This is a genomic window from Anaerotruncus sp. 1XD42-93 (assembly GCF_009917605.1).
Classification (GTDB): domain Bacteria; phylum Bacillota; class Clostridia; order Oscillospirales; family Ruminococcaceae; genus Anaerotruncus.
The window spans coordinates 1-23,071 of the sequence record NZ_QZEG01000014.1 but is presented as its reverse complement, the minus strand read 5'-3'; the positions used below and the strand labels follow the sequence as shown (position 1 = coordinate 23,071).

The 23,071-nt window shown below is 54.2% G+C and carries 22 protein-coding genes; 9 read left to right on the top strand and 13 right to left on the bottom strand.

The window, feature by feature from the left end; all coding sequences use genetic code 11:
* Positions 1–124 precede the first annotated feature (124 nt).
* Together ypeB and D5269_RS07495 are read left to right on the top strand one after the other, a co-directional pair.
* Positions 125–1,480 carry a germination protein YpeB gene (ypeB, locus tag D5269_RS07500; RefSeq protein WP_016315798.1) on the top strand — a complete coding sequence of 452 codons (1,356 nt, stop codon included), beginning with the start codon at positions 125–127 and terminating at the stop codon, positions 1,478–1,480.
* A gap of 80 nt (positions 1,481–1,560) precedes the next feature.
* Complete coding sequence (locus D5269_RS07495) at positions 1,561–2,313, top strand: AraC family transcriptional regulator (protein WP_016315797.1); 753 nt, start codon at positions 1,561–1,563, stop codon at positions 2,311–2,313.
* Here the strand turns inward: D5269_RS07495 and D5269_RS07490 are convergent.
* The gene (locus D5269_RS07490; RefSeq protein WP_120484558.1) at positions 2,294–2,689 is read right to left on the bottom strand and encodes a cupin domain-containing protein; all 396 of its coding nucleotides are present in this window, start codon (positions 2,687–2,689) and stop codon (positions 2,294–2,296) included. The genes D5269_RS07495 and D5269_RS07490 overlap by 20 nt on opposite strands.
* Before the next feature lie 245 nt (positions 2,690–2,934).
* Positions 2,935–4,467, bottom strand: coding sequence for a Na+/H+ antiporter NhaC family protein (locus D5269_RS07485; protein ID WP_120484537.1), 1,533 nt, complete (start codon positions 4,465–4,467; stop codon positions 2,935–2,937).
* Between the two features lie 351 nt (positions 4,468–4,818).
* On the opposite strand from D5269_RS07485, the gene D5269_RS07480 reads away from it, so the two are divergent.
* The 3 genes from D5269_RS07480 to D5269_RS07470 all read left to right on the top strand — a co-directional run bounded on the left by D5269_RS07480 (position 4,819) and on the right by D5269_RS07470 (position 8,271).
* A complete protein-coding gene (locus tag D5269_RS07480) occupies positions 4,819–5,628 on the top strand; it encodes an MBL fold metallo-hydrolase (protein WP_120484557.1) in 810 nt (269 codons plus the stop codon).
* Between the two features lie 12 nt (positions 5,629–5,640).
* Positions 5,641–6,612, top strand: coding sequence for a biotin--[acetyl-CoA-carboxylase] ligase (locus D5269_RS07475; RefSeq protein ID WP_120484536.1), 972 nt, complete (start codon positions 5,641–5,643; stop codon positions 6,610–6,612).
* Between the two features lie 153 nt (positions 6,613–6,765).
* Positions 6,766–8,271: a 4Fe-4S dicluster domain-containing protein gene (locus tag D5269_RS07470; protein WP_120484535.1), complete on the top strand. Its 1,506-nt coding sequence runs from the start codon at positions 6,766–6,768 to the stop codon at positions 8,269–8,271.
* Positions 8,272–8,427: 156 nt separating this feature from the next.
* On the opposite strand, the gene D5269_RS07465 is transcribed toward D5269_RS07470, so the two are convergent.
* A complete protein-coding gene (locus D5269_RS07465; protein WP_166545153.1) occupies positions 8,428–9,483 on the bottom strand; it encodes a M23 family metallopeptidase in 1,056 nt (351 codons plus the stop codon).
* A gap of 1,283 nt (positions 9,484–10,766) precedes the next feature.
* Between D5269_RS07465 and D5269_RS07460 the strand changes: the two genes are divergently transcribed.
* On the top strand, positions 10,767–11,975 hold the full coding sequence (locus tag D5269_RS07460) for a hypothetical protein (RefSeq protein ID WP_120484532.1): 1,209 nt from the start codon (positions 10,767–10,769) through the stop codon (positions 11,973–11,975).
* Positions 11,976–12,503: 528 nt separating this feature from the next.
* Here the strand turns inward: D5269_RS07460 and D5269_RS07455 are convergent.
* Positions 12,504–14,192 (bottom strand): methyl-accepting chemotaxis protein, encoded by a 1,689-nt coding sequence (locus tag D5269_RS07455; RefSeq protein ID WP_120484530.1) that lies wholly within the window; start codon positions 14,190–14,192, stop codon positions 12,504–12,506.
* 374 nt (positions 14,193–14,566) lie between these two features.
* On the opposite strand from D5269_RS07455, the gene D5269_RS07450 reads away from it, so the two are divergent.
* Both D5269_RS07450 and D5269_RS07445 read left to right on the top strand, forming a co-directional pair.
* A complete protein-coding gene (locus D5269_RS07450; protein ID WP_016315788.1) occupies positions 14,567–15,301 on the top strand; it encodes a hypothetical protein in 735 nt (244 codons plus the stop codon).
* Positions 15,302–15,330: 29 nt separating this feature from the next.
* Positions 15,331–15,579, top strand: coding sequence for a hypothetical protein (locus D5269_RS07445; RefSeq protein WP_120484528.1), 249 nt, complete (start codon positions 15,331–15,333; stop codon positions 15,577–15,579).
* Positions 15,580–15,694: 115 nt separating this feature from the next.
* On the opposite strand, the gene D5269_RS07440 is transcribed toward D5269_RS07445, so the two are convergent.
* The 5 genes from D5269_RS07440 to gap form a co-directional block, all read right to left on the bottom strand.
* Positions 15,695–16,606: a bacteriohemerythrin gene (locus D5269_RS07440; RefSeq protein ID WP_120484527.1), complete on the bottom strand. Its 912-nt coding sequence runs from the start codon at positions 16,604–16,606 to the stop codon at positions 15,695–15,697.
* A 564-nt stretch (positions 16,607–17,170) separates the two neighbouring features.
* Positions 17,171–17,506, bottom strand: coding sequence for a metalloregulator ArsR/SmtB family transcription factor (locus D5269_RS07435; protein ID WP_016315783.1), 336 nt, complete (start codon positions 17,504–17,506; stop codon positions 17,171–17,173).
* Entirely contained in the window at positions 17,454–18,077 is a 624-nt protein-coding gene (locus D5269_RS07430) for a 4Fe-4S binding protein (protein WP_120484526.1), read from the bottom strand. The genes D5269_RS07435 and D5269_RS07430 overlap by 53 nt, the downstream gene beginning before the upstream one ends.
* Complete coding sequence (locus D5269_RS07425; RefSeq protein ID WP_016315781.1) at positions 18,074–18,280, bottom strand: 4Fe-4S dicluster domain-containing protein; 207 nt, start codon at positions 18,278–18,280, stop codon at positions 18,074–18,076. The genes D5269_RS07430 and D5269_RS07425 overlap by 4 nt, the downstream gene beginning before the upstream one ends.
* A 290-nt stretch (positions 18,281–18,570) precedes the next feature.
* Positions 18,571–19,584 carry a type I glyceraldehyde-3-phosphate dehydrogenase gene (gene gap / locus D5269_RS07420; protein ID WP_016315780.1) on the bottom strand — a complete coding sequence of 338 codons (1,014 nt, stop codon included), beginning with the start codon at positions 19,582–19,584 and terminating at the stop codon, positions 18,571–18,573.
* 269 nt (positions 19,585–19,853) lie between these two features.
* Between gap and D5269_RS07415 the strand changes: the two genes are divergently transcribed.
* Complete coding sequence (locus D5269_RS07415) at positions 19,854–21,005, top strand: sensor histidine kinase (protein ID WP_016315779.1); 1,152 nt, start codon at positions 19,854–19,856, stop codon at positions 21,003–21,005.
* Positions 21,006–21,014: 9 nt separating this feature from the next.
* Here the strand turns inward: D5269_RS07415 and D5269_RS07410 are convergent, their stop codons facing one another.
* The 4 genes from D5269_RS07410 to D5269_RS07395 all read right to left on the bottom strand — a co-directional run.
* A complete protein-coding gene (locus tag D5269_RS07410) occupies positions 21,015–21,242 on the bottom strand; it encodes a hypothetical protein (protein ID WP_022788392.1) in 228 nt (75 codons plus the stop codon).
* Positions 21,243–21,249: 7 nt separating this feature from the next.
* Entirely contained in the window at positions 21,250–21,792 is a 543-nt protein-coding gene (locus D5269_RS07405) for a hypothetical protein (protein ID WP_016315778.1), read from the bottom strand.
* A 37-nt stretch (positions 21,793–21,829) separates the two neighbouring features.
* Positions 21,830–22,300, bottom strand: coding sequence for a hypothetical protein (locus D5269_RS07400; RefSeq protein ID WP_016315777.1), 471 nt, complete (start codon positions 22,298–22,300; stop codon positions 21,830–21,832).
* 405 nt (positions 22,301–22,705) lie between these two features.
* On the bottom strand, positions 22,706–23,071 hold a 366-nt coding region (locus tag D5269_RS07395), incomplete at its 5' end, for a hypothetical protein (RefSeq protein WP_158604896.1).

Below are 23,071 nucleotides of genomic sequence, written 5' to 3'. Positions count from 1 at the left end.
CCGGAGTGTATCGCACCTATTATACAACAAAATTCGCGGTCTTTCAACTTGGAGCCGGCATAAATATTTCCCGCTCCGGATGGAAAACTAGATAAAAAACAGGGAAAAGAGGGCGTGATCTTTTATGCAGATTTCTATTTCCAGGAGGGCTTTTGTGCGGGCGGTCAGCTATACCGCTGCGCTGGTCCTCGTGCTCGGCGGGCTGTCAGCCCAGCATTTTACAGAGGCGGCCGACTACCGGCGCCAGCTTGAGAACAGCTACGCGCGCTCACTGGGGGAGCTTTCGAGCTATCTGGCCAACCTCTCGACCGATCTGGACAAGGGGCAGTATATCGGCACAGGGGTGCAGCTCTCCCAGCTTTCCGCTCGGATCTGGAAGGAGAGCGGCGGGGCGAAATCCGCACTTTCTGCCCTGCCGGTCAGCGAGCTGCATATGGACGGCACTTATAAATTTCTCTCGCAGGTGGGGGATTATGCGATGGCGCTTTCCAAAAAAGTGGCGGCAGGCGGCGTGCTGACCCAGGATGAGAAGAAAAACGCCCAGGCGCTGCAAAAATATGCGGCTGGGCTGCGGGATTATGTTGATGAGATGCAGCAGAAAATCCGAGACGGACAGATCGACGTTGCCGCACTGCGCACCGCCCATCCTTCCGGCGAGGAGGCCGAAGGCACCCGGGCACAGGGAGTGGCGGCGGGATTTGAGGAGATCGAACAGACGATGACCGGATACCCCACCCTGATCTATGACGGACCGTTCTCCGACCATCTTCTGACCCGCCGCCCCCGTATGACCCAGGGGCTGGCACTCGTGACACCCGAGCAGGCGTTGCAGCGGGCGGCATCGGCGGCGCGGCTCAGGCCGTCCGATCTCACGCCTGCGGGTGAGGAAAATTCCAATATGCCGTCCTACCTGTTCACCGGGGAGGGGATTTCGGTCGGTGTGACCAAGGCGGGCGGCCTTGTGACCTACCTGATAAACGACCGGGAGGCCGGGGAACAGCGGTTGAGCAAAGACACCGTGTTTGAACACGCGGACCGCTATCTGAACCTGCTCGGGCTGGACGGGATGCGGGCGACCTACTACGAGACAAACGATGGGATCTGCACCGTCAATTATGCGGCGACAAACGGGGAAGTGACCCTCTACACCGATCTGGTGAAGGTGGGCGTTGCGCTGGACGACGGTGGGATCGTCTTTTATGATGCGCGCGGCTATATCAACAACCACCGGGAGCGCGCACTTGAACCACCCGCAATCACTGAAGAAGAGGCGCTCGCATCGGTGAACCCCTCGTTGACCATCCTGTCCAGCCGGGTGGCGCTGATCCCAACCAGTGGACAGAACGAGGTGCTCACCTATGAATTTCTGGCGCAGTCGGAGGGCGGGCAGAAGCTGCTGACCTATATCAACGCCGCAACCGGTGCCGAAGAACAGATCCTTCTGCTGATCGAAACCCCCGGCGGTACGCTGACCAAATAAACAGGGCCCGTCTTTCCTTTTTTCACCTTCTATGGTATCCTTGAAGCAGGGGAACTTCTGATTTTTATGGCGGTGATCGTATGGCAAAAACTGGGCGGATTCAATATTTACACGACGAAACGACCCATGCGGAGCTGATCCTGTGTGAACATTCCAGCATCTCCTACCCCACGCACAGCCATGTCTCGGTCCTGACGGCCGGCATGGTGCTGGAAGGCGGGATCATCCTGACAGACGGGGATGGCCCTCGGCTCTGCCAGGAAGGGGCGGTCTTTGGAATCCTGCCGTACACGCCCCACAGCATCCGGGCAGATGGGCCGTATACCCTCCTGAGCCTATGCATCCAAAGCCAGGGATTGCCGCCATCCGGAACCGGCCTTGCGCCGCCGCTCCCTGACATGCTGGAGGCCCGGATGGGAACAGCCCTGCCTGCGCCGCTGCTGGAATGCCTGGAAGGCTTGTGCGCGGTCCCACAGCCCGAAATTGACGATCCCTCGATCGAGCGGCTGAAAAGGCAGCTGGAACAGCACCCGGAATCCCGGGTCAGCATCGACGAGATGGCCCAAGCCGCTTTTGTAAGCAAGTACCATCTGATCCGGCGCTTCAAGCAGGCGGTCGGCCTGACGCCCCACCAGTTCCAGATGCAGAACCGCGTCCGGAAGGCGCAGCGGCTTCTGGGCCGGTCCGGCACCATGACAGAAGCGGCCCTGACCGCTGGTTTTTGCGATCAAAGCCACTTCATCAGGCTGTTTGAGCGGTATGTGGGATTGACCCCTTCAGCCTACCTAACCTCCTGTGCATCGCTCCGGAAGCTCACTCCAAAGCAGGAATAAACTTGGCAAACAGGCACAGCCCGTCCGGACCTGCGGTTACCCGGTGCGGCTGGTTGACCGGGAAGATCGAGATGACGCCCGGTGCATACCGCAGCTCAGTCCCGTTGTTGACACAGATGCCGCTGCCGGAGACCACCTCATGGGTTTCCACCTGTCCTGCGTGGACATGGAGTCCGATCTCCCGGTTCGGGGCAACCCGGACCAGATGAAAACTGAACTGACCGCCGGTCTGCTCCGAACAGACGAGCGGCTTGAGTGATACCCCTTCAAACGCAGGGTGTGCTGTCCATGGGATCTCCCCGAATGGGACCGCCGCATCCGGCAAAAGCAGCCTGCCGCTATGGTCGAACTTTTCAAACAGATTTTGAGATGCCATCCTGAACACGTCCTTTCTGTATGTTGGCGCAGTTGTCCTGCTCCACGAACAGTATACGCGATTCCGCAGGCCGCTGGATTGCAAAAAATTGCGGTTTGAAATGCGGCAGGACATCAAACGGGTTCTGCTGTGCAGAGATAACAGACAAAACCAAAAGGAGTGGTGCCCTTTCAGAACACCACCCCTGACCCGGTCGATTCTTATGCAGCCATCCGGCGCACCCTGTGTGCCGGATGGCTTTGTTTTCAGGAATCGGCGGACGCGGCAGACTGCTTATGCAGGATCACCAGCGCAACCATCAGCACAACCACCGAAGCAACCAGCGTCAACAGGACATTCGCATTGGTGAATCCCGCTACCAGATAGCCGACCACACAGCAGCAGGCCACCAGAATCGAATACATCATCTGGGTAGAGACGTGCTCAATGTGGTTGCAGCCCGCGCCGGTCGAAGAAAGGATGGTGGTATCCGAAATCGGAGAGCAGTGGTCCCCGAACACACTTCCCGCAAGGGTTGCCGAAAGCGAAACGACCAGAAGCTGGGGCGCAATTGCCGCACAGGCGGGGACCACAATCGGGATCAGGATGCCGAAGGTTCCCCATGCGGTACCCATCGCGAACGAGAGGAACGCCGCAATCATAAAGATGATCGCCGGGAGCAGCGCACCCGGGATGCTGCTTTTCTCAACCGAATCCCGGACGAACTCGCCAGTCATGAGCAGGTCGCGGCAGACGCCCGAGATGGTCCATGCGAGGATCAGGATGATATCCGCAGGAACCATGGATTTGACCCCTTCCCCGATGCCGCCCATGAAGTCGCGGAATCGGACAACCCCCCGCGGCACAAAGAGCAGGAACGCAACGACCAGTGCCCCGAACCCGCCGAGCACCAGCGCTTCGGCCGCCACACAGTTTCCGAATGCCGCGCCGATCGAATGGTAGGCGGGGTCTTCACCCCAATAGCCGCCGTTATAGAGCATCCCAAGCACCGAAAAGATAATCAGCGCGATCACCGGGATCAGCATGTCGTATACCTGTCCCTTTTCAGAAATCTTCATGCCGCTCGAGCTGCTGGTGTCGATTGCACCGAGGTCCCCTCTCCTGGCACGCTGCTCGGCTTTCGCCATCGGGCCAAAATCGAGGTTGGTGCAGCTCAGAACCACCACCAGAAAAATAGAGAGCAGCGCATAAAGGTTATAAGGAATGGTGGAAACAAACGCGGCGAGGTCGCTCTCAAACGCGCCTGTGATCTGTAGGTTGGAGCCGACCGCTGCCGCCCAGCTTGAAACCGGCGCGATGATGCAGACCGGCGCGGCTGTTGCGTCGATGATGTAGGCGAGCTTGGCGCGCGAAACGCCATATTTGTCGGTGACCGGCTTCATCACGGTGCCGACTGTCAGGCAGTTGAAATAATCGTCGATGAAGATGAGCGCCCCCAGCGCGCTGGTGGCAAGCTGTGCACTGCGTTTGCTCCGGAGCTTCTCGGATGCCCAGCGTCCGTATGCGCGGGAACCGCCCGCCATCGAAACCACCACGACCAGCGCGCCCAGCAGCGCCAGAAAGAGCAGGATGCTGACATCCATCCTCTGTGTCATCAGCTTAAATGTGATGTCCACCGTTCCAACAATCGGGTTCAGGCCTGTGTTCAGCGAATAGATCAGTGTTCCGGTGAGGATACCGACCAGCAGCGAGGAAATCACCTCTTTGGTAATCAGCGCCAGCGTGATCGCGATCACCGGAGGCAAAAGAGAAAGAATGCCAGCATAATAAGGTTCCATGATTTTAACCCCTCCATCTCAAGCTACTTGCCGCCAAAGCGCCGTTTCGCACAACCTCTGGCTTTGACGTCACAGGGAAACTACCTCTTGGTATAGAATCGCATAGAGCGTCTGAAAAGTCAATAGATTTTCGGTATTTTCTCCAGCTTATGCATAATTATTCATAAAATCCTCTGAAATCCGCACAGAATCCCCCTCTGTTTTGGACGTTTTTCCGGAAAAACGAGCTGTAAAAACCGTATCGGTGTTTACAAAATGCGCGAAAAACGCTATAATCGAACTACCGACAGTTCAGCCATGGAAAGGGAATGGCGAACCGTCCTGAACGCCTCGGAAAGGACTGGGACAGAGATGGAACAGCTGATCGTCCTCGGCACCGGAAACGCCATGTGCACCAAATGTTACAATACCTGTTTCGCGATTGACACCGAAGAAGGGGTTCTCCTGACCGACGCCGGAGGCGGAAACGGTATCCTTGCGCGCCTGGAAGCGGCCGGGATCGCCTACAGCCGGCTGCATCACATGATTGTCACCCATGAGCACTGTGACCATCTGCTGGGGGTGGTCTGGGTGGTGCGCAGGATTGCGACGCTGATGCGCAGCGGGGCCTATGACGGGGATTTCCGGATCTATTGCCACGCCGGGCTGGTCGAGCCGATCCGGGCGATCTGCGGCTTTACCCTGCAAAAAAAATTCACCAGCCTGTTCGACCAGCGGATCTGGCTCGTCCCGGTTGCGGATGGCGACCTTCTCAACCTCCTTGGCTGCGAAACTGTCTTTTTTGACATCCACTCGACCAAGGCCCCGCAGTTCGGGTTTACCTTCCGACTGCCCGGCGCAGGGCGGCTCACCTGCCTGGGAGATGAGCCGTACAACCCGCTCTGCGAGCCGTATGTCGCGGGGTGTGACTGGCTTTTAAGCGAGGCGTTCTGCCTGTACGGGGAACGGGAACGGTTCAAACCCTACGAGAAGCACCACAGCACAGTCAAGGACGCGTGCCAGCTTGCGGAGCGGCTCGGCGTCCCCAATCTCGTGCTCTGGCACACCGAGGACAAAAACTATGAACAACGGCAGGCGCTTTACACCGCCGAGGGCAGGGTGTATTATCACGGACAGCTGTTCGTCCCCTACGACCTCGACGTAATCCGCCTGTCCGAGTGACCGGGAGGACCTATGCCTGCTGCAAAACAAACCATCCTGCGGCTGCTCGAACAGAGCCGCGGCGTGTCCCTTTCGGGGGAGCAGATCGCCCAGGAGCTGAACATATCGCGGGCTGCGGTCTGGAAGGCGGTCAACCAGCTCAAAAAAGAGGGATACCGGATTGAGGCTGTCCAGAACAGGGGCTATCGTCTCGACCCGGACTCCGACCTGCTCTCCGCCGAGGGGATCCGCTCCCGCCTCCCGTTCAACCTCCCGCTCTTTCTGGAACAGAGCCTCCCCTCGACCAATCAGGCCGCCAAAAAACTGGCCATCGAGGGCGCTGCCCATGGCACCACCGTCCTTGCCAGCGGGCAGACCGAGGGCCGCGGGCGGCTGGGGCGTACGTTTTTCTCTCCCGTCGGCGCCGGGCTTTATATGAGCGTCCTGCTCCGCCCTGAAATCGGCTCGGCGGATGCGGTGCTGGTCACCATCGCGGCAGCGGTTGCGGTCTGTCTGGCGGTCGAGGAAACCACGGGCATCCAGCTTGGGATCAAGTGGGTCAACGACCTGCTGCTCGGCAAAAAAAAGGCCGGCGGCATCCTCACCGAGGGGATCACCGCGTTTGAGAGCGGCGCAGTCGAAGCAGTGGTCGTCGGGGTGGGGCTTAACCTCACCGATGCCCCCTTCCCCCCCGAGCTGGACGGGATTGCCTGTTCCCTCTTCGGAAGCGGGCGCCCATGTGCCACCCGCAACGAGCTTGCTGCCGCCATCCTGCGCCATCTGTTTTTCTTTGCGGAGGATTTCCCCGCCCGTTCGTACCTGGATGAATACCGGAGGCGGTCGACCGCGCTCGGCAGGCAGATCGAGATCTGTGGGCAGGGGGTCCCGCCCCGTACCGCGCGTGCCGTTTCGGTCGCGGATGACGGGGGGCTGACCGTCCGCTATCCGGACGGGCGGGAGGAGACGCTCCGGTGGGGGGAAATCAGCATCCGCCCGCTTGCATGAATTTCCGGGGAAACTTCTGAAAAGGCCCGGTATTTCTTGACAAAACCGCCGATTTGTACTACTCTTCACTTTGGAGTGTTTCGCCATGTTCTACAACCGGTACAAGCCGTTGGCCGCACACCAAAAAAACTGTCTGGAAATGAGGTAGACTGTATGAGAGGTATCTATTCTTCTGTCACCGATATACGGCGCAAGGTCTTTACCGAGGTCGCGCGCCTCGCCTACGAGGGCGGGGACTATTCCCGCATTGATGAGCTGCCCTATAAAATCCTGCCCGGGGAGATCGCCAGCTATCGGGATTCGATCTTTCTGGAGCGGGCGATTATCGGCGAGCGCCTGCGTCTTGCAATCGGCCTGCCGCTGCGCCCGGTAGATGAACACGCACCGCTTTCGCAGGGAATCGATGAAAGCGCAATCGCGGAAAAATATTACGATCCGCCGCTGATTAATATTATCAAATTCGCCTGCAACGCCTGTCCGGATAAAAAATTCCATGTGACCGATGCCTGCCAGGGCTGTCTGGAAAATCCCTGCAAGGAGGTCTGCCCCAAAGGTGCGATCTCGATTCAACACGGCAAATCGGTAATCGACCAGTCCAAATGCGTCAAATGCGGCCGCTGCAAGGATGTCTGCCCGTATGGGGCGATCCTCAAGCTCGAGCGCCCCTGCGCCAAAGCCTGCGGCATGGATGCGATCGGTTCGGACGAACATGGACGCGCCACCATCAACTATGACAAATGCGTCTCCTGCGGGATGTGCCTGGTCAACTGCCCGTTCGGTGCCATCGCGGACAAGGGGCAGATTTTCCAGCTGATCCAGTCGATCAAGAAGGGGGACCGGGTGATTGCGATCGTCGCGCCCGCCTTCCTCGGGCAGCTCGGGCCCGACCTCACCCCGGAAAAATTCAACAGCGCGATGAAGCAGCTCGGGTTCGACAGCGTGGTTGAGGTTGCGATTGGCGCAGACCTCTGCACGATCGAGGAAGCGAAGGACTTCATGCGCTCTGTACCAAGCGAACAGCCGTTTATGGCAACCTCCTGCTGCCCGTCCTGGTCGGTCATGGCAAAGAAGCTGTTCCCCGACCTCGCGCCCTACATCTCCATGGCGCTGACCCCGATGGTCCTGACCGCCCGCCTGCAAAAGAAGGAGCACAAAAACTGCAAGGTTGCGTTCATCGGCCCCTGCTCCGCCAAAAAACTGGAGGCGAGCCGCCGCACCATCCGCAGCGACGTCGATTTTGTGCTGACCTTCGAGGAACTGATGGGGATGGTGGTCGCGAAAGGGGTGGACTTCAAATCCTGCGAGGCGAACAAGCCGCTGCTTGAGGCGACCGGCGCCGGACGCGGATTCGCGGTGAGCGGCGGGGTCGCGCAGGCGGTTGCCGACGCGGTCAAGCGGCTTGACCCCAGCCGGGAAGTCAAGATCGCTTCCGCACAGGGCTTACAGGAGTGCAAAAAGATGCTTATGCTCGCCAAAGCCGGCAAATATAATGGTTACCTGCTGGAAGGGATGGGTTGCCCGGGCGGATGCGTCGCCGGTGCGGGCACCCTCCAGCCGACCGCAAAATCTTCTGCGGCAATCGCAAAATATAAAAAGGACGCTGAGCTTCAGAATGCGCTCGACTCCAAATACGAAATCACCCTTACCCTTCTGGACTGACCGGAAAAAGACCTCCCTGGGCCGTTTGAAGGGCGGGAACCTGGTGGGTTTCCCGCGGGCAGAGGGTGGACGCAGAAAAACCGCCCGGGATACATCAAGTATCCCGGGCAGTTTTAACATAGGCAGATGAGCGGCAGAAACTGCGGCTTCGCGGGATCAAATCCCATGTTCAAACGCAGTCCACGGGTTGATAAACACGTTGTTTACCAGGAGGCTGTAATGGAGATGCGGCCCGGTCGAATAGCCGGTGGAGCCAACCGTACCGACAATATCCCCTGTTTGAACCATATCCCCTTCCTTCACATTCAGGGAATCCATATGATAATAGAAACTCTTGAGGCCAAACCCATGGTCGATCACGACCGTATTCCCGGTGAGCTGTAGGAAATCCGCAAAAAGGATTTTCCCGTTATTGGCGGCTGCAATTGATGTGCCCTGGGCGGCTGCGATGTCGATGCCGCTGTGCCGGGTCGAGGAGGCCGAACCGTTGGTATAGCGGATGCTGCCAAACTCAGTGGTGATCTCCCCCTGAACCGGCTGCATGAACGGTCCTTCCCAGTATTTATCAGGGCTTGCGAGCATCTTAAGCGGCTCGATCTTCTGTTCCCACTCCTGGTTTGCCTCGGCGGTATCGGTCGCACCGACGGTGTCCTCAGAAATCGTGAGGTTTTGAACCTCAAACTCCCGGTCAACAACCATAATGGTATAGTCGAAGGTCTTATCCCGCGCCTGAATCGAAAGGGTATAGTTGCCGGGCGCTTCATTATAGGAGATCGGGAGCAGGACGGTCAACCCATCACCATCCGGATAGAACAGGGAGTTGTGCGGCAGGTCGGTGTCCGCAACGACCTCTGAGCTTTCCACATTGGAGATATGCAAAACCAGAACCTCGCCCAGCTCAATGATGCGGTTGGAGAGCGAGACGCGCGGCGGGGACTTGGGCTGCTCCGGAACCGGGGTACTTTCCTCCCCGCTGGAAGCACCATCTCCGCTGCTTTCTCCCCCTGCACTGGAAGTGTCGCCGGATGTCTCGGACTCTTCTTTGGAGCCTTCATCTGACGACTCCTGTTCCGATTCTTCCGGGACCGATTCTTCTGATTCCGAAACAGAAGAGGCATCCTCCGGATTTTCCGGGGCGGAGTCGTCCTTTCCGCATCCGCCAAGCAGAACCGCAAATGCACAGAATATCGCCAAAAACCGTTTTAATATCATAATGCTCCTCCCATAAATATCATAGCTCTCGCACAGGCTTCCCTGTTGGAAGCCGGCGCCCCATCCGCTTACACACTAAGAACCGGCGCGAAAACCAGTCCCGCCGGTTTTCGCCCTGACACAATATGCACAGACGTATGTTGTGCATATTATAACATCACTTTTTGAACAGAGTGTGAAATGTGGGAATAAATCTTTTCCCGCGCCTCTCTGCGAACCCTTCTAAAGGCCCGAAAAAAGCTGTAAAATGGTCGAACCAGAACGTTCTTTGCGGGAAGTATTACAAACCGGTAACAAAAAAATTGCAAAAGTTACAAAACGGTTACAAAATAGATTGACTTTCTACCAGATTCGCGGTATAATAGGTTCAGCAATCAATGGAACGGAGGGTTCCAGTCGTTGACAGAACCGATTGCTTCCGGGCGGGCAGCTGTAAACGACAGGCTTTCTCTTTTGGGAGGCTCTGTCCGACAGCTTGGCCATCCGGGTTACAGCATCGCCTCCTGTGGACCGAGCCGGGACGGGTTCGGGCAGCGTTCGCGCTGAACAGTCTCGGAACGGCTGGAAAGTGGGAAGCGGCGCTCTGCATCCGCCCGCGTACCCAGCGCAAGCAAAGGCACGCGGACAAGTTCTCGCGAGCCTGACCCTGAGTTGGATTCGCGTGCGACAAATTGAACAGCCGGGTTCTGTGCAACGGGATCCGGCGGGAAGCATGTTTCACTGTATAGACCTTTGTGCGTTTCGGATACAGTGGTCAACAAAAGGCTGCTGTCTGGCCCGGAGGGGACAGAGGCTGGAGGCACAGTGTGATATGCAAGCCCACCCCGAGGCGGAAAACAGGCTGCAAGGCCGGTTGTAAGCTGCGGGTATGCGGATGTTCCCTCCGGACAGCCGCACACAACCCCCAAAACGGGACGGGTCTCTCCAACCGCCCTGTGCGTGGGTATATGGAAATGTAGGCCCCGCTGTGGTAACACAGCGGGGTTTTGTGCGTTTCCAAAAATACTGGCAGCAAAGGAAAATAATACTTAAAGTATATCATGTATCAGGAAATAGAGGAACCTTTTTCATAAAAGGCCCTGAAATTGGAATAATTCAGCAATATTGACGGGTTATATTGGATTTTCAGAGGTATATATAGTGCAATATGAATAATTTGGAAAGCACGATACCTTGACATTGAATATACAAATAGTTATACTTGGAAACGTAACAGAGAGGGATTGGAGGACCCTGTTGGTTACGATTTCAAAGCTGGATTTTTCAAAGGAGGCAAATTACGAATGAAGAGAATCCTTTCCTGCGTGATGGCCGTTGCGCTGGTCGCCGGCATGGGGGTATCCGCCCTTGCCGCCGATGCGTATAACAGCCATGGTGACCTGACACTCTCTGGAAATGGGCTGGTATTTGACGAAGTCCGCCCGGACAGCACCTATTATATCCCGGTTGAAGACCTGGATTCCAGCATCACCTTTACCAAACGGGATGGCACCACCTATCAGGTAAAGGACAGCGGCGAAAATGCCAATGCAATCAACAAGCTGGGGGATGGAAGCCTGTTCAGCTTCAAGGCATCCAAAAAAGGAGAAGGCCGCTCGCTGATCAAATCGGTCGAGCTGGTCAACGGAAAGAATCTTGGCGGCAGCACGCCTGACAAGCGCACCGCTTATCTGAAGGTCACCACCGGCTCCACCCATGAGGCCGGAGAAAAAAAGGCGACCGTTGAAGTGACCTTCAAGCCCCGCAAATATGTCAATGCAGGCGACCTTGCAACCAGCGTTTACAAGGATATCCTGGTGGACAACGGCGTTTCGGTGGATACATACGACACCGCGGAATATGAGCTGACCTTCTGGATCAGCAATGACGAGATGTCGGGTTCCTCCGCCGATGCGGAAGCGGGCGACGGGTTTATCTTCAAACCCGAATCCAACGACGAAAACTATATCTCGTGGGGCGAGATGGCGACCCTCCGGTTTGATGCGAGCAGCGAAGCTTCCAAATTTTATGCCAAGCTCTCCACCAAGGCGGACAGCGAGATCTATCGCAAATATGCGGACCCGGTAGGCGCAGAGCTCTGGTTCTATACCTTTGTCGGCGCACCGACCGTCCCCTCCACTTCCCGCGCAACTCTGACACTGGGCGTGCCGTGGAATACCGATTCCGACAATGCCCTGAACCCGAAACACGTCTATATCTACACCCGCAATCCGGACGGGACCCTCTCGGATATCACCAGCGAATTTACTTACTATGAGAACTGGGATGATATTGAGGGTTGGAGCATTAAGACCCGCAAACTCACCAACTATATCGTTTCGGACACCGAGCTGGACCTCGATGCGGTGCAGGATGAGGTCATTGAGAAGGTCAGCCTGAAAAAACCGGTTCCTTCGACCGGTGGTTCCGACATGGTCACAGCCGCGATCCTCGGTGGGATCGGTACGCTGGCCGCTGCCGGTGCGGTTGCTTTCAAAAAAGTCTCCAGATAACTTCCTACTTTCAGTTGCGTAAATACCCGCGCCTGCCTCCACAGGCGCGGGCCTTTTTATGTTTTCCCCCTCTTTTCGAAAATTACGAGGAAGAGGGCCGTGGATGCGCGGGCTGCAAGCGTGGAGTTGCAGCATCGGTTATCGCCCAGGCTGGGCGCAGCGTACAGGCTGCGAACCACGGCGAGCGCTTCAGGCGGCCATTCCGGCGTACCTTGTAGCTCCCCCCCTTTTTTGTGGAAATGCACTTCCATGCAAATACGGCTTTCTGGGCCTGGGCGGGACAGATCCGGTTATAGGCCAGTTAAAGAGGAAGAATGGTTGTCTTTTTCAACAGTAAGCGGTAAGCCTTGCGGAAAACGCTGCCCGGTTCGCAGCCAGGCCAGTGAGAGGCTTTCGCAGCTCCTCCTGCCAGAATGCAAACAAGGACTCTGAAAAAAGAAAGCCCCCCGGTGTAACCGAGAAGGGGAACAGACAACAACAAAGGCGCCTGCCTGAACCGGCAGACGCCCTCTGAAAGGATATGGGAAATCAGAATTCAGCCCGATGGCCAGCCGAAACAATAGCTGTCTTGATCTTGAACTGCCCAACCAGATTTTTCACGATCTGCGCCTGACCGAACAACTCCTCGCTTGCCGCAGCGCTCTCCTCGGAGGTAGCGGAGTTGGTCTGGACAACCTGTGAGATCTGCGCGAGGCCGACCGAGATATCCGAAACCGACATCTCCTGCGCGGCGGATGCATCGGAAATTTCACGGACCCTGTCGGTCACGATGCGTGCATCGTTAATCACCGCGTCGAGGGAATCCTGTGTGGAACCGGTCAGATCAACCCCGCGGGAAACCGCCTTCAGGGACTTCTCGATCAGGGCGGTCGTGCTCTGCGCTGCTTCCGCGCTCTTGGCAGCGAGGTTGCGCACCTCATCCGCCACGACTGCAAATCCCTTGCCTGCGGTGCCTGCCCTTGCAGCCTCCACCGCAGCGTTCAGTGCGAGGATGTTGGTCTGGAAGGCGATGTCCTCAATCGCCTTGATGATGTTGCCGATCTCCTTGGAATTTGAGCTGATCTCCTGCATGGCGCCGGACATATCCTTCATTGTCTGGCTGCAAACATCAATCTGTCCTCCCATCGCCGCAACCGCACTGTTGGTATCGCGTGCACTCTGGACGCTCTCCCCGATCTGCCCGGAGACGAGATGAACCCGCTCGAGCAGTTTTTCGATCTCGGTGGTCTGTTCGGTCGACCCCTGTGCGAGGGACTGTGCACCGCTTGCGACCTGCTCCGCGCCACGGGAAACCTCTTCCGAGGTAGCTGCAAGCCGGCTTACCATATCATTCAGCTGGTCAAGGATAATCTTGATCGACTGTTCAATCCGCACAAAATCGCCAATATAGTGCAGGTTGTTTTCCCGGGTCAGGTCACCTTCCGAAATCTCTGTGAGGGTGTCAGAAATATCTTCTACATAGGTACTCAAAGTCTTTACCGAGGAGTTGAGACTGTCGGCAAGTACGCCAATCTCATTCTCGCTGTGGATGTCTATCTGGAAATTTAGTTCTCCCTTCGCGAGCTTCTGGCTCGATTCGGTGATGATGGTGATTGGAGAAACAACGCTATGCATGATGTAGCGGATCAGGAGGATACAGACAATAAAGATCATCAGCATCGAGATAACAAACACAGTGATCGTTTGCAGCTCTGCATTCTGGAGCAGACGGGCATCATCGACAACCACTTCATTGATGATCGCAATCACCTCTTCCAGCTTGCCGAGCAGAGTGTTTACGTCCGCCTTAGTCTGGTTCAGGTAGATATCCTGTGCCCTGGCATGGTCGGTGTCCTTACAGCCGAGGATTTCAGATGCGGAGGAGTGGATACGCTGGTGGATCGGCTCGATCTCATTCATGATCGCATCAATCCTGGGATCAGGGAGGGCTGTGCGGTCGGTATGATAAAGCCAGTTACCAAGCGAACAGCTGGTATAGTCGGTACTTCCGGTGAATTCGGTTCCAAAGCTGATCGAAGAGCTGAGGTTTTCGATCCAGTTCAGATGTGCTTTTTCCGCCGACAGAGCAATCACGTGGATTTCATTCGCCGTTTTGGAGGAAAGGGAGGAACTTCGAATATTGAGCAGTCCGGTAATGGTGAACACCGCGCTCAATACCAATGCCACAAAAATCACGATCACTCGCAGCCATACGGCCGTTTTTATCGATTTTTTCATAGAAAAACCCTCTCTTTATTATTTTATTTTGTTATGCCTTTCGCCTGCAACAGCAAAGACGTAAAATGGGGCAGTCCTGCCGAAGCCTCAATATCCGGCACCTACCATTTTACTATTATATATTAGGATTTTGGTTTGTGCAATCCTTAATTTTCTGAATCCCTGCTGTTTTTATATGTACCATTCTTCCGTTCCTCTATTTTCGGCAGAAGCTTCCCAAACAAAACCCCGGAACAGGCCCATTTTTGAAAAATTATGCAGGAAGATTTTTTACTTTTTCTCTTGTATTTCAAGCTATTTTTATTTATACTGAAAAGTAGATAATTGTTTACATAAAACAACCTTAAAATCTGGAATCTGGGAGGGAGTTTATCATGACTGGCGGCATTCTTCAGTCAGCAGCAGGATTCCCCCTGTATCAGCGAAATTCGATTCCGCGCAGAACAGGGGCTTCCACACCGTCTATGCGGCAGGGGTTCTCGCAGGCGCGGAGTCCCGTTCAGGTGAAGGCCTCCGCACCGAATCCGTCCTCCAACCGGGCGCCGGGCATTTCCGCAGGGGGGGACACCGGAGACTGGCGCACCAGTATGCCCGGTATGCCCGCGCTGTCCGGCGGAGAAATCGGCACCGGCAGTATGAGCGGACGCGCAAACCCGCTCGCATGGCAGCAGTCCGGCGCGGAGGAAGTTCAGCAGGAGGAATCGGCTGGTCCGCTTCTCCCCGGGCAGGAGGATGAGGAGGAGCCGGAAAACCTGATGGATCCGGAAAAATGTGAAACCTGCGAAAACCGGAAATACCAGGACGGTTCTACCGACCCGGGAGTTTCGTTCAAGACGCCTGGTAAGATCAACCCGGATGCGGCTGCAAGCGTTGTGCGCAGCCACGAGATGGAGCATGTGTTCCATGAGCAGGCGCAGGCCCGGCAAGATGGGCGGGAGGTTGTCTCCCAGAGTGTGGTTCTGCATACCGGTATCTGTCCGGAATGCGGCAGAGTATATGTCTCAGGCGGAACCACGCGCACAGTTACCCGTTCTGATGCGGAAGACCTGTTCCGGGTGGGGACGCCCGGCGCCCGCAAAGACGGACGCAGCCTTTTCGCTGCTGCTTAGAAGATCAATTTTAAAAGGGGAGCTTGTCTATGTCTAAAAAGGATTGGAGAATTGATTTTTCGCGCACCATTCAGGACCTTGCGCTGCTGTATACCCAAAATCACCTGCACGCTAAGGCGGAGAATGACGATCAGGTCAACCCATACTATGATCCGCAGGGCGCGATGGACTATATGCTGGAGACTTACTTCGAGGCAGTCGGCTATATCACTGGAAAAACCCAAGAATACGCACACATGTTTGAAGAACAGATGGAAGCCGAGATGAACGAGGAATGATGTGCATGTCAGGCTTTTGCCCGCAATCCAAAAATAAGCGCTGTGTTTTTGGGTGCTGACGATAAAACACCGCCCCGGCTGTTGCAGATGCAGTCGGGGCGATTTTTTGTCCTGTTCATTTTTTGTCTTTCTCTTTGAGGTCCGAAAACCGTAGATAGCCGCTGCGGTACCGGCGTTCCAACGTCTGTTCATCCAGAAAAACCGCAATCTCCAGACGTCCGGTTCCAGTGTCAATCTGAACGCCCACATTGTCCGGCCCTTCATATCCACAGGAAAAAACAGGCGTTTTGATTTGGATAATAATTCCACGCCGGTCCAGCTTAACCGCAGTGCTGCCGCAGGCGATATTGCTTAATTCGCAAAGGGCGGACTGCATCAGCTCATCCGGCTCCTCCAGATCAAACAGCATCATCCTCCGAATCAGGCTGAAGGACAACTCTTTGGAAAATCCAAAGACCGCTTTCCCCCGCAGCTCTCCACACAGCTCGATTTCAACAAAGAAATCTCCCAGTTCGCCAAAATGGTTGGTCTCATGCAATGATATCTGGCTGCGGGCAAAGCACGCCATCTTTTCGAGCACATCGGCCGTCCGTTCTGCAAACAGCCCGGTGCAGTGCTGGGACTGATGATGCATCGCCTTCTTGCGCGGACAGGCCACCAGCTTCTGGTCGCTGTCTGCCACATGATGGATCAGCCATGCAGTCAAGGTTCCGGCCAGATATTTGGTCATCCGCTGGTCATACCCGTTTTCGATCAGCTTTTCCTCGTATTCCTGTACCTTTCCGGCAAATTCGCGGTGCTGCTGGATATGCTCTTCCAGCCTGCTATAGCCGATTGCCCTCTGATAATCCTCTTCATCCTGAAAATGATATACCACATACTCTTTTAAAAAGTCAAGCGCTTTCTTGTAGGTTTCTTCTCCGGCACCGTCTCGCGCTGCCTGGACCAGAGCGCCAGTCATTTTAAAAAGCTTCTGATGCTGTTTATCAATCCGTTCAACACCTAGGCGGTAGCTTTCTTTCCACATTGCTCATTTTCCTTTACAGTCATTATTGTGTATATGTTTTTTTGATTCTGTCAAAAGCGTAGAGCGCTCTGACAGGCTGGACCATACCCCAGTATAATGGCGTGCCTGTAGTTATGATACCACAATCGCGAAGCGATGCGATATCATTGGCCATCGGGATGGGGGCAGGCTCTGCCTGCACATCGTCCTGGCCATAGCTCCGGTATGATAGCTGCTTTGCAGCTATTATATCATAATTCACCTAATGCGGCAAGCTACTTTTGTGGTGTTCTCATAAGGAATGGTAGGGAGCTGCCTCCTCGAGTTACATCCGATACCACCAACCAAAGCAATGTAAACGGATAAGAGCGGGCCGGTATAACCCATCCCGCCCCTTTAGTTTAGAACCCGTATTCACAACCATTCGACACCGTCTGAGCGGGTCTTTTGCCGGCCTGCCGCGTTGAAAAATCTTGCAATACACAAAGGATTGTCTGCGTTTTTTCGCCTTGCAGGGCAGCAAAATCCCTCGCCCATCCGGCATCCTCTGATTATGAATACAGGTTCTTAGATCATCTGCCCAGATCAGGGCTTACCTAGAGGACCAAACCCGCTGTCTTTTTCGCTGTCCTCCGGCTGCTCCTCGCAGTAATACTCTTTGATGGCCTCCAACAAAGCTGTCACCCGTTGATCTCGGATTTCATAGATGACATGCATCCCCTGCTTGCGGGACTCCAAAATTCCCGCCATACGCAGATGCCCCAGATGCTGGGACAGCGCCGAAGCGGTGATATGGGGAGTAGATCGGTGAATCTCCCCTACAGCTAACGGCCCCCGCATCAACGCACAGAGGATCAGCAGCCGGTGTTCATTGGCCAGTATTTTGAGCAGCTCTGCAATCTTCTTTGCTCTTTCCTCCACAAGCAACATCCTCTTTCTTTTGTCTCAGTCTGCAAATGCCTTGCGTCATCGTCCCCATAGGGCAGTATACGCACCAGGACCGGGGGCGGAACAGAACCATGGTGAAAAGGCCCAAAACAGTGGATGTCATCATGACACCGAAAAAGCCAAACGCAAACTGGGCAATCCATGGCGAAACCATCCCTACCTCCGCCCATTGCCAGGGAAGCTTGAACGTCCACAGCAGGGTCACCGTCTGCCGCAGCGGTGCGCCTGAAAATACCATCCAGGTGCTGCGCAGCATCAGCCCGAACATCACCATAAAAAATGCCAGAAATCCGCCGCGGAACCAGTAGCTGCGCAGAAACCTAGGGGGCGGCACATTTCGGGAAAGTCTGCGGCCCAGCAGCCCCAGGAGCTGTCCCCGTCCGCAATAGCGGTTGCAGTATACTTTGTTTCCGCCAATCACGGCCATTAGCAGGGGGATAAAGAAGAAGAACATGCCCAACCAGGCAAAAAGGATATTGCACAGCCCCAATGCCCAATAGAGAAGCTCTGCGGCCCAAAGGTAGTCATACCAGTTCCGTTTCATTCCACAGCCCCCCGTTGCACAATCGTAATCACATCTGCCGGGCAGATTCTGGTGCATTTTCCGCAGCCGATACAGATATTGCCGTCGATCTGAGCTGTCACACCCGACACAATGCGTATCGCGCCTTTTGGGCAAACCCGCAGGCAGCTCCCACAAGCCACACATTCCCTGCCAACCCGCGCCAGTCTTGTTGATGTTGCCATAATGCCTCCTTATAGTATTTAAGATAATTCTAATATACTATACGATTAAGACTCTGTCAATATGCCGGCTTCTATCACAATATCTATATCCTGATGGGCGGCTAAATCTCATTCATTTTCTGCAAGGCAAAGAGGCATAAAACGAAAAGGCACCAAGGCCTTGGTTTCTCAATAGCAGGCAGATTCAAATTGAGATTTTTTCCACTGTTTTCTCATCGAAAGCATAAAACCCGCTGTACAGCGTTTTCTGTACAGCGGGTTTTTGTTTCATTGAAAACTTCAGCCGTTGCTTATTTCGCGTCAACCTCAGCCATATGCCCGATGAGCATGAGAACTTTGTTGGAATAACCCCACTCATTGTCATACCAGGAAACCAGTTTAACAAACTTGTCGGTCAGAGCGATACCAGCCTTGGCGTCGAAGATCGAGGTATGGGGATCGGTGAGGAAGTCGGAAGAGACGACCTGGTCCTCGGTGTAGTCGAGGATACCCTTCATCGGACCTTCCGCAGCAGCCTTGACCGCTTTGCAGATCTCGTCATAGGACGCGGGTTTCGCGAGATTGACAGTCAGGTCAACCACCGAGACATCAAGAGTCGGAACGCGGAACGCCATACCAGTCAGCTTGCCGTTCAGCTCAGGGATAACTTTGCCGACCGCTTTCGCAGCGCCGGTAGACGAGGGGATGATGTTGCCCGCGGCAGCACGTCCGCCTCTCCAGTCCTTCTTGGAGGGGCCATCAACCGTTTTCTGGGTTGCAGTAGTCGAATGGACTGTGGTCATCAGGCCGTCAACGATTCCGAAGTTGTCGTTGATAACCTTTGCCAGCGGTGCCAGGCAGTTGGTGGTGCAGGATGCGTTGGAAACGACCTTCATGTCCTTGGTGTACTTGTCCTGGTTGACGCCCATGACAAACATCGGAGCATCCGCCGAAGGAGCCGAAATGACAACCTTCTTTGCGCCGCCTGTGAAGTGGGCAGAAGCTTTCTCGGTGGTGGTGAACACACCGGTAGACTCTACCACATAATCCGCGCCGCACTCGCTCCACGGAATCTCAGCCGGGTTCATCTTGTCATAGACCTTGATCTCTTTGCCGTTGACGACGAATTTGCCGTCTTTAGCGGAGACCTCACCCTCGAACCGACCATGCATCGAATCATACTTGGTCATGTAGACCATATAATCAACATCGATGAACGGGTCATTGATCCCGACGACCTCAAACTTCTCAGGCTGTGCAACAGCCGCACGGAAAACAAGTCTGCCGATACGACCAAAACCGTTAATACCAACTTTAATTGCCATTGGAAACAACCTCCTGTAATTTTGATAGTTATATTCTATACCAATTCCTGAAAAACTACAATATCTTTGTCAAAGTTTAAACGATTTTTTTTATTTTTTTCAAACCTGCGTGCTTTATGTAAGGGTTTTTATTGAAAACCACCAAGTAATATACTATAATTGATTTGTCGGAATTCGTCGAATTTCGTCCGGCACCAAAAATCCCCTGCATATCCCAATGAGCGAATGAGAAGATAACAAAAGACCCCCGATACGGAAAGGAATATTACATGAAGCAGCAGCAGGACGACCTGTTCTTCCAACAAATCACCAGTATGTTTCAGGCCGCTAATACCCCCGCCGTCATCACAGACGGTTCTTTCTCGCCCCTCTGGGCAAGCGACGCCGCGGTACAGGCAATGCCCTGTCTTGCGCTTCCAGATGGAGTGCAGCTTCTTCTAAACGGCCATGCCCCGGACGAGGTCAAAAAGGAGATTGCTGCGCGCGGCTTTTTTGTCAGCATGAATCCGGGCGGGATGCTCTCGGAGAATGCGGTGCGGCTTTCCGCGCTTTCCCCTGGAGACCCTTCCCGCTATCTGGTGCAGCCGGTCTTTACCTCCCCAAGCGGAACCGGCCTGCATCCCCAGGGAGCGAACCGGGTCCTTTCGAGCTTTTCGAGCCAGTACCGGCTGCCGTTGAGCAATATTTTTGCATCGCTTCATGGGCTGATGCATGTCTGTGCTTCCGCCGGAAGCGACTGCATCGAGGCGAGCGGGCCTTATTTTGAGTCCATCAACCAGAACGCGTTCCAGTTGCTGCGCAGCTGCGGGATGATCTTCGACTATACCTGCATGTTCAACGCAGTTGCCCCGCTTTCACCGCGCCCGGCAGACCTTTATCAATATCTGCGGGAGCTGCTTGGAGCGGTCTCGGTAGTACTCGAAAGCAACGGCATCCCCCTTGAATCTGATATTCCGGATGGCCCGCTGCCCGCGTCCTGCGATACCAACCGCCTCTCGATTGCGCTGCTCCAGATTCTCTCCAACTGTTCCCGGTTCACCCGGGAGGGAAACCGGGTGCGCGTACGGGTGCGGCAGGCCGGACAGCGGCTGCTCTTCTCGATTTCAGACCACGGTCTGGGCATTCCGGAGAATATCCTTCCCCAAGTGTTTGAGCCTTATTTCTCCTACCGACATGGGGACCATCCATTCTCCGGGAACGGTCTGGGGCTTCCCCTTGCAAGGCTCGCGATTGGGATGCTCGGCGGGGCAGTGACCCTCTCCTCCCAGCCGGGGGAAGGCACCACCGTCACTTTCACGATCCTCCTGCACGACATCAAAGGGACGCCCTCTGTGGAATGCAGCTCATCCGAATACCTCTCCAACCAGTTTTCCACCGTCCATGTTGCGTTTGCCGACAGTGTCCAATGCCCCCTCCGCTGACCCCAAATTTCAAGAAAATCCGACGCCTCTGTCCTGGCTCCGGATACAAAGAAGTATCCCTGAGAATCTGTTTCGCGTTTTTAAAGCAGGATTTCCAAGGGGGTTTTTCTTTTTTATGAGGACTTTTCCATTCCCCGTACAAACCGCCAAAAACGCCGCTGGACGGGGAATCCTGCCCAACAGCGTTTTTCCTTTTGGTATGATGGTATTATCCAAAGGAACCTCTTCTAAAAACATTGCAGCCTCATCCTTGCGCTTTCTGGGATTGCATCTGCTTGACTGCGAATAGAGAAAAAAGCTCGTAGCCGATAAAAACGCCTATGCAATACAGGCAGGTCCCCTCATGAGGCAAAAACCTTCCTATCCATGGGACGGCGGCTATTTCGTCCCACCCACATGGAAGGTGCTGAAATATAAAACGCAGAGGAACACGAAGCATCAGTTCCATCTCCCCATAAGGCAAGTCTACGAGCCTAGTACCAAGCGCAAAAAATCCGAGTATCAGTCCGAAGATCACCCAAAAGATCTGCTTGCGGGGCAATACCCGGTAACCGGTCCGGAAAAACGGCAGCTTATGTACCAGAAAACAGAGCAGCATCCCGATGCCAATGTTAAACAGGGCAAACGCGGCCCAGCCTAAAAGTTCGAACAGAATACCATAATATTGCTCATAGGTAGCATAAAAATAATTTAGCATAGACGCAAGAATCGAATTTACAAAGGTAAGTACATAAACCGCAATAACCAAAAGCAATAATTTTCCAATAAGCATAATATATTTTTTCATTACAAATTCTCCTTCTTATGCACAGGATCACAGGGCGCTAACACGACACCCTGTGATTCTGCTGTTTTATTTGGGATTGCGCCCGCTTAACCGCAAACATTGAAAAAAGCTCGTAGCCGATAAAAACGCCTATGCAATACAGGCAGCTCATCGCATTGGGTGAAAACCTGCCTATCCAATAGGGCAAGTTTATGATTCTGGCGTCAATCGCAAAAAATCCGAGCGCAAGTCCGAAGATGGCCCCAAAAATCTGCTTGCGGGGCAGCACCCGGTAGCAGATCCGAAAAAATGGAAGTTTGTGGAGTAGAAAACAGAGCAACACTCCAATGCTAAGATTGAACAGGATAAAAATTGCAAGGCTCAAGAAGAAAATTAGAGCGCCATATTGTGTATAGGTAACACCGAAATAATTATATATAGAAGCAAAAATTGAATTTACAAGAGTAAGTACGGAAACCCCAATAAATAAAAGTAACCATTTTCCAACAAACATAGTATATTTTCTCATTACAAATTCTCCTTCTTATGCACAGAATCACAGGGTGCTATCACGACACCCTGTGATATGGTTTGGCCTTTTTCCACTATATCAGAATAGCGATGTAATCTGGTGGTAACTTTACAGCTTGCACCGTCCGCATTCGCCTCAATGGTATTGAAGCCGGTCACTCCTGTAGAAGTAACGATGACCGAATGCTTGTTATCTATACGGATATGGGAACCTGTTTTAAGACCTTCCACAAACTTTTTGAGTCCCGCTTCAGCCTGTTTTTTTCATCTTCCGTATCAGTTTTATAAGTATAGCTGGTCGCACTGCCCCATTTTTTAGAATTGTTCTGGGCATAAACATATTTTGCATATCCCAGGCATTGGATCGCGCTGTCATATATTTTACAGTTGCATTTAGACGCGTTTACGCTATTCGCATCCCATGTGCAGACTCCAGCAGAGTGACATTTTTTCCCGTTTGCCGCATCGCAAGTGCTTCCATTTTTTGTAAAATATGTTCCAGAAGTATAGCTGCCATATGAAAGTCTTGGATTGGAAAGGTGGCATCTATCTCTTCCCCCCAAGTTTCGATCACCTCGGTTTTTTCGCCGGTGGCAAGATCTACGATATACTCGAACTTTCCCGGAATCCCATGCTCATTTTCGGTATCGCCGGTTTCCTCCAGATAGCGGGTCCACTCCGGATTGGTAAGATAAACACCAATTTTGAGGTTGGAAATGGGATAAAATCTTTCAAGCGCGCTGTCCGTAAAAACGGGTTCGAGCTGGCG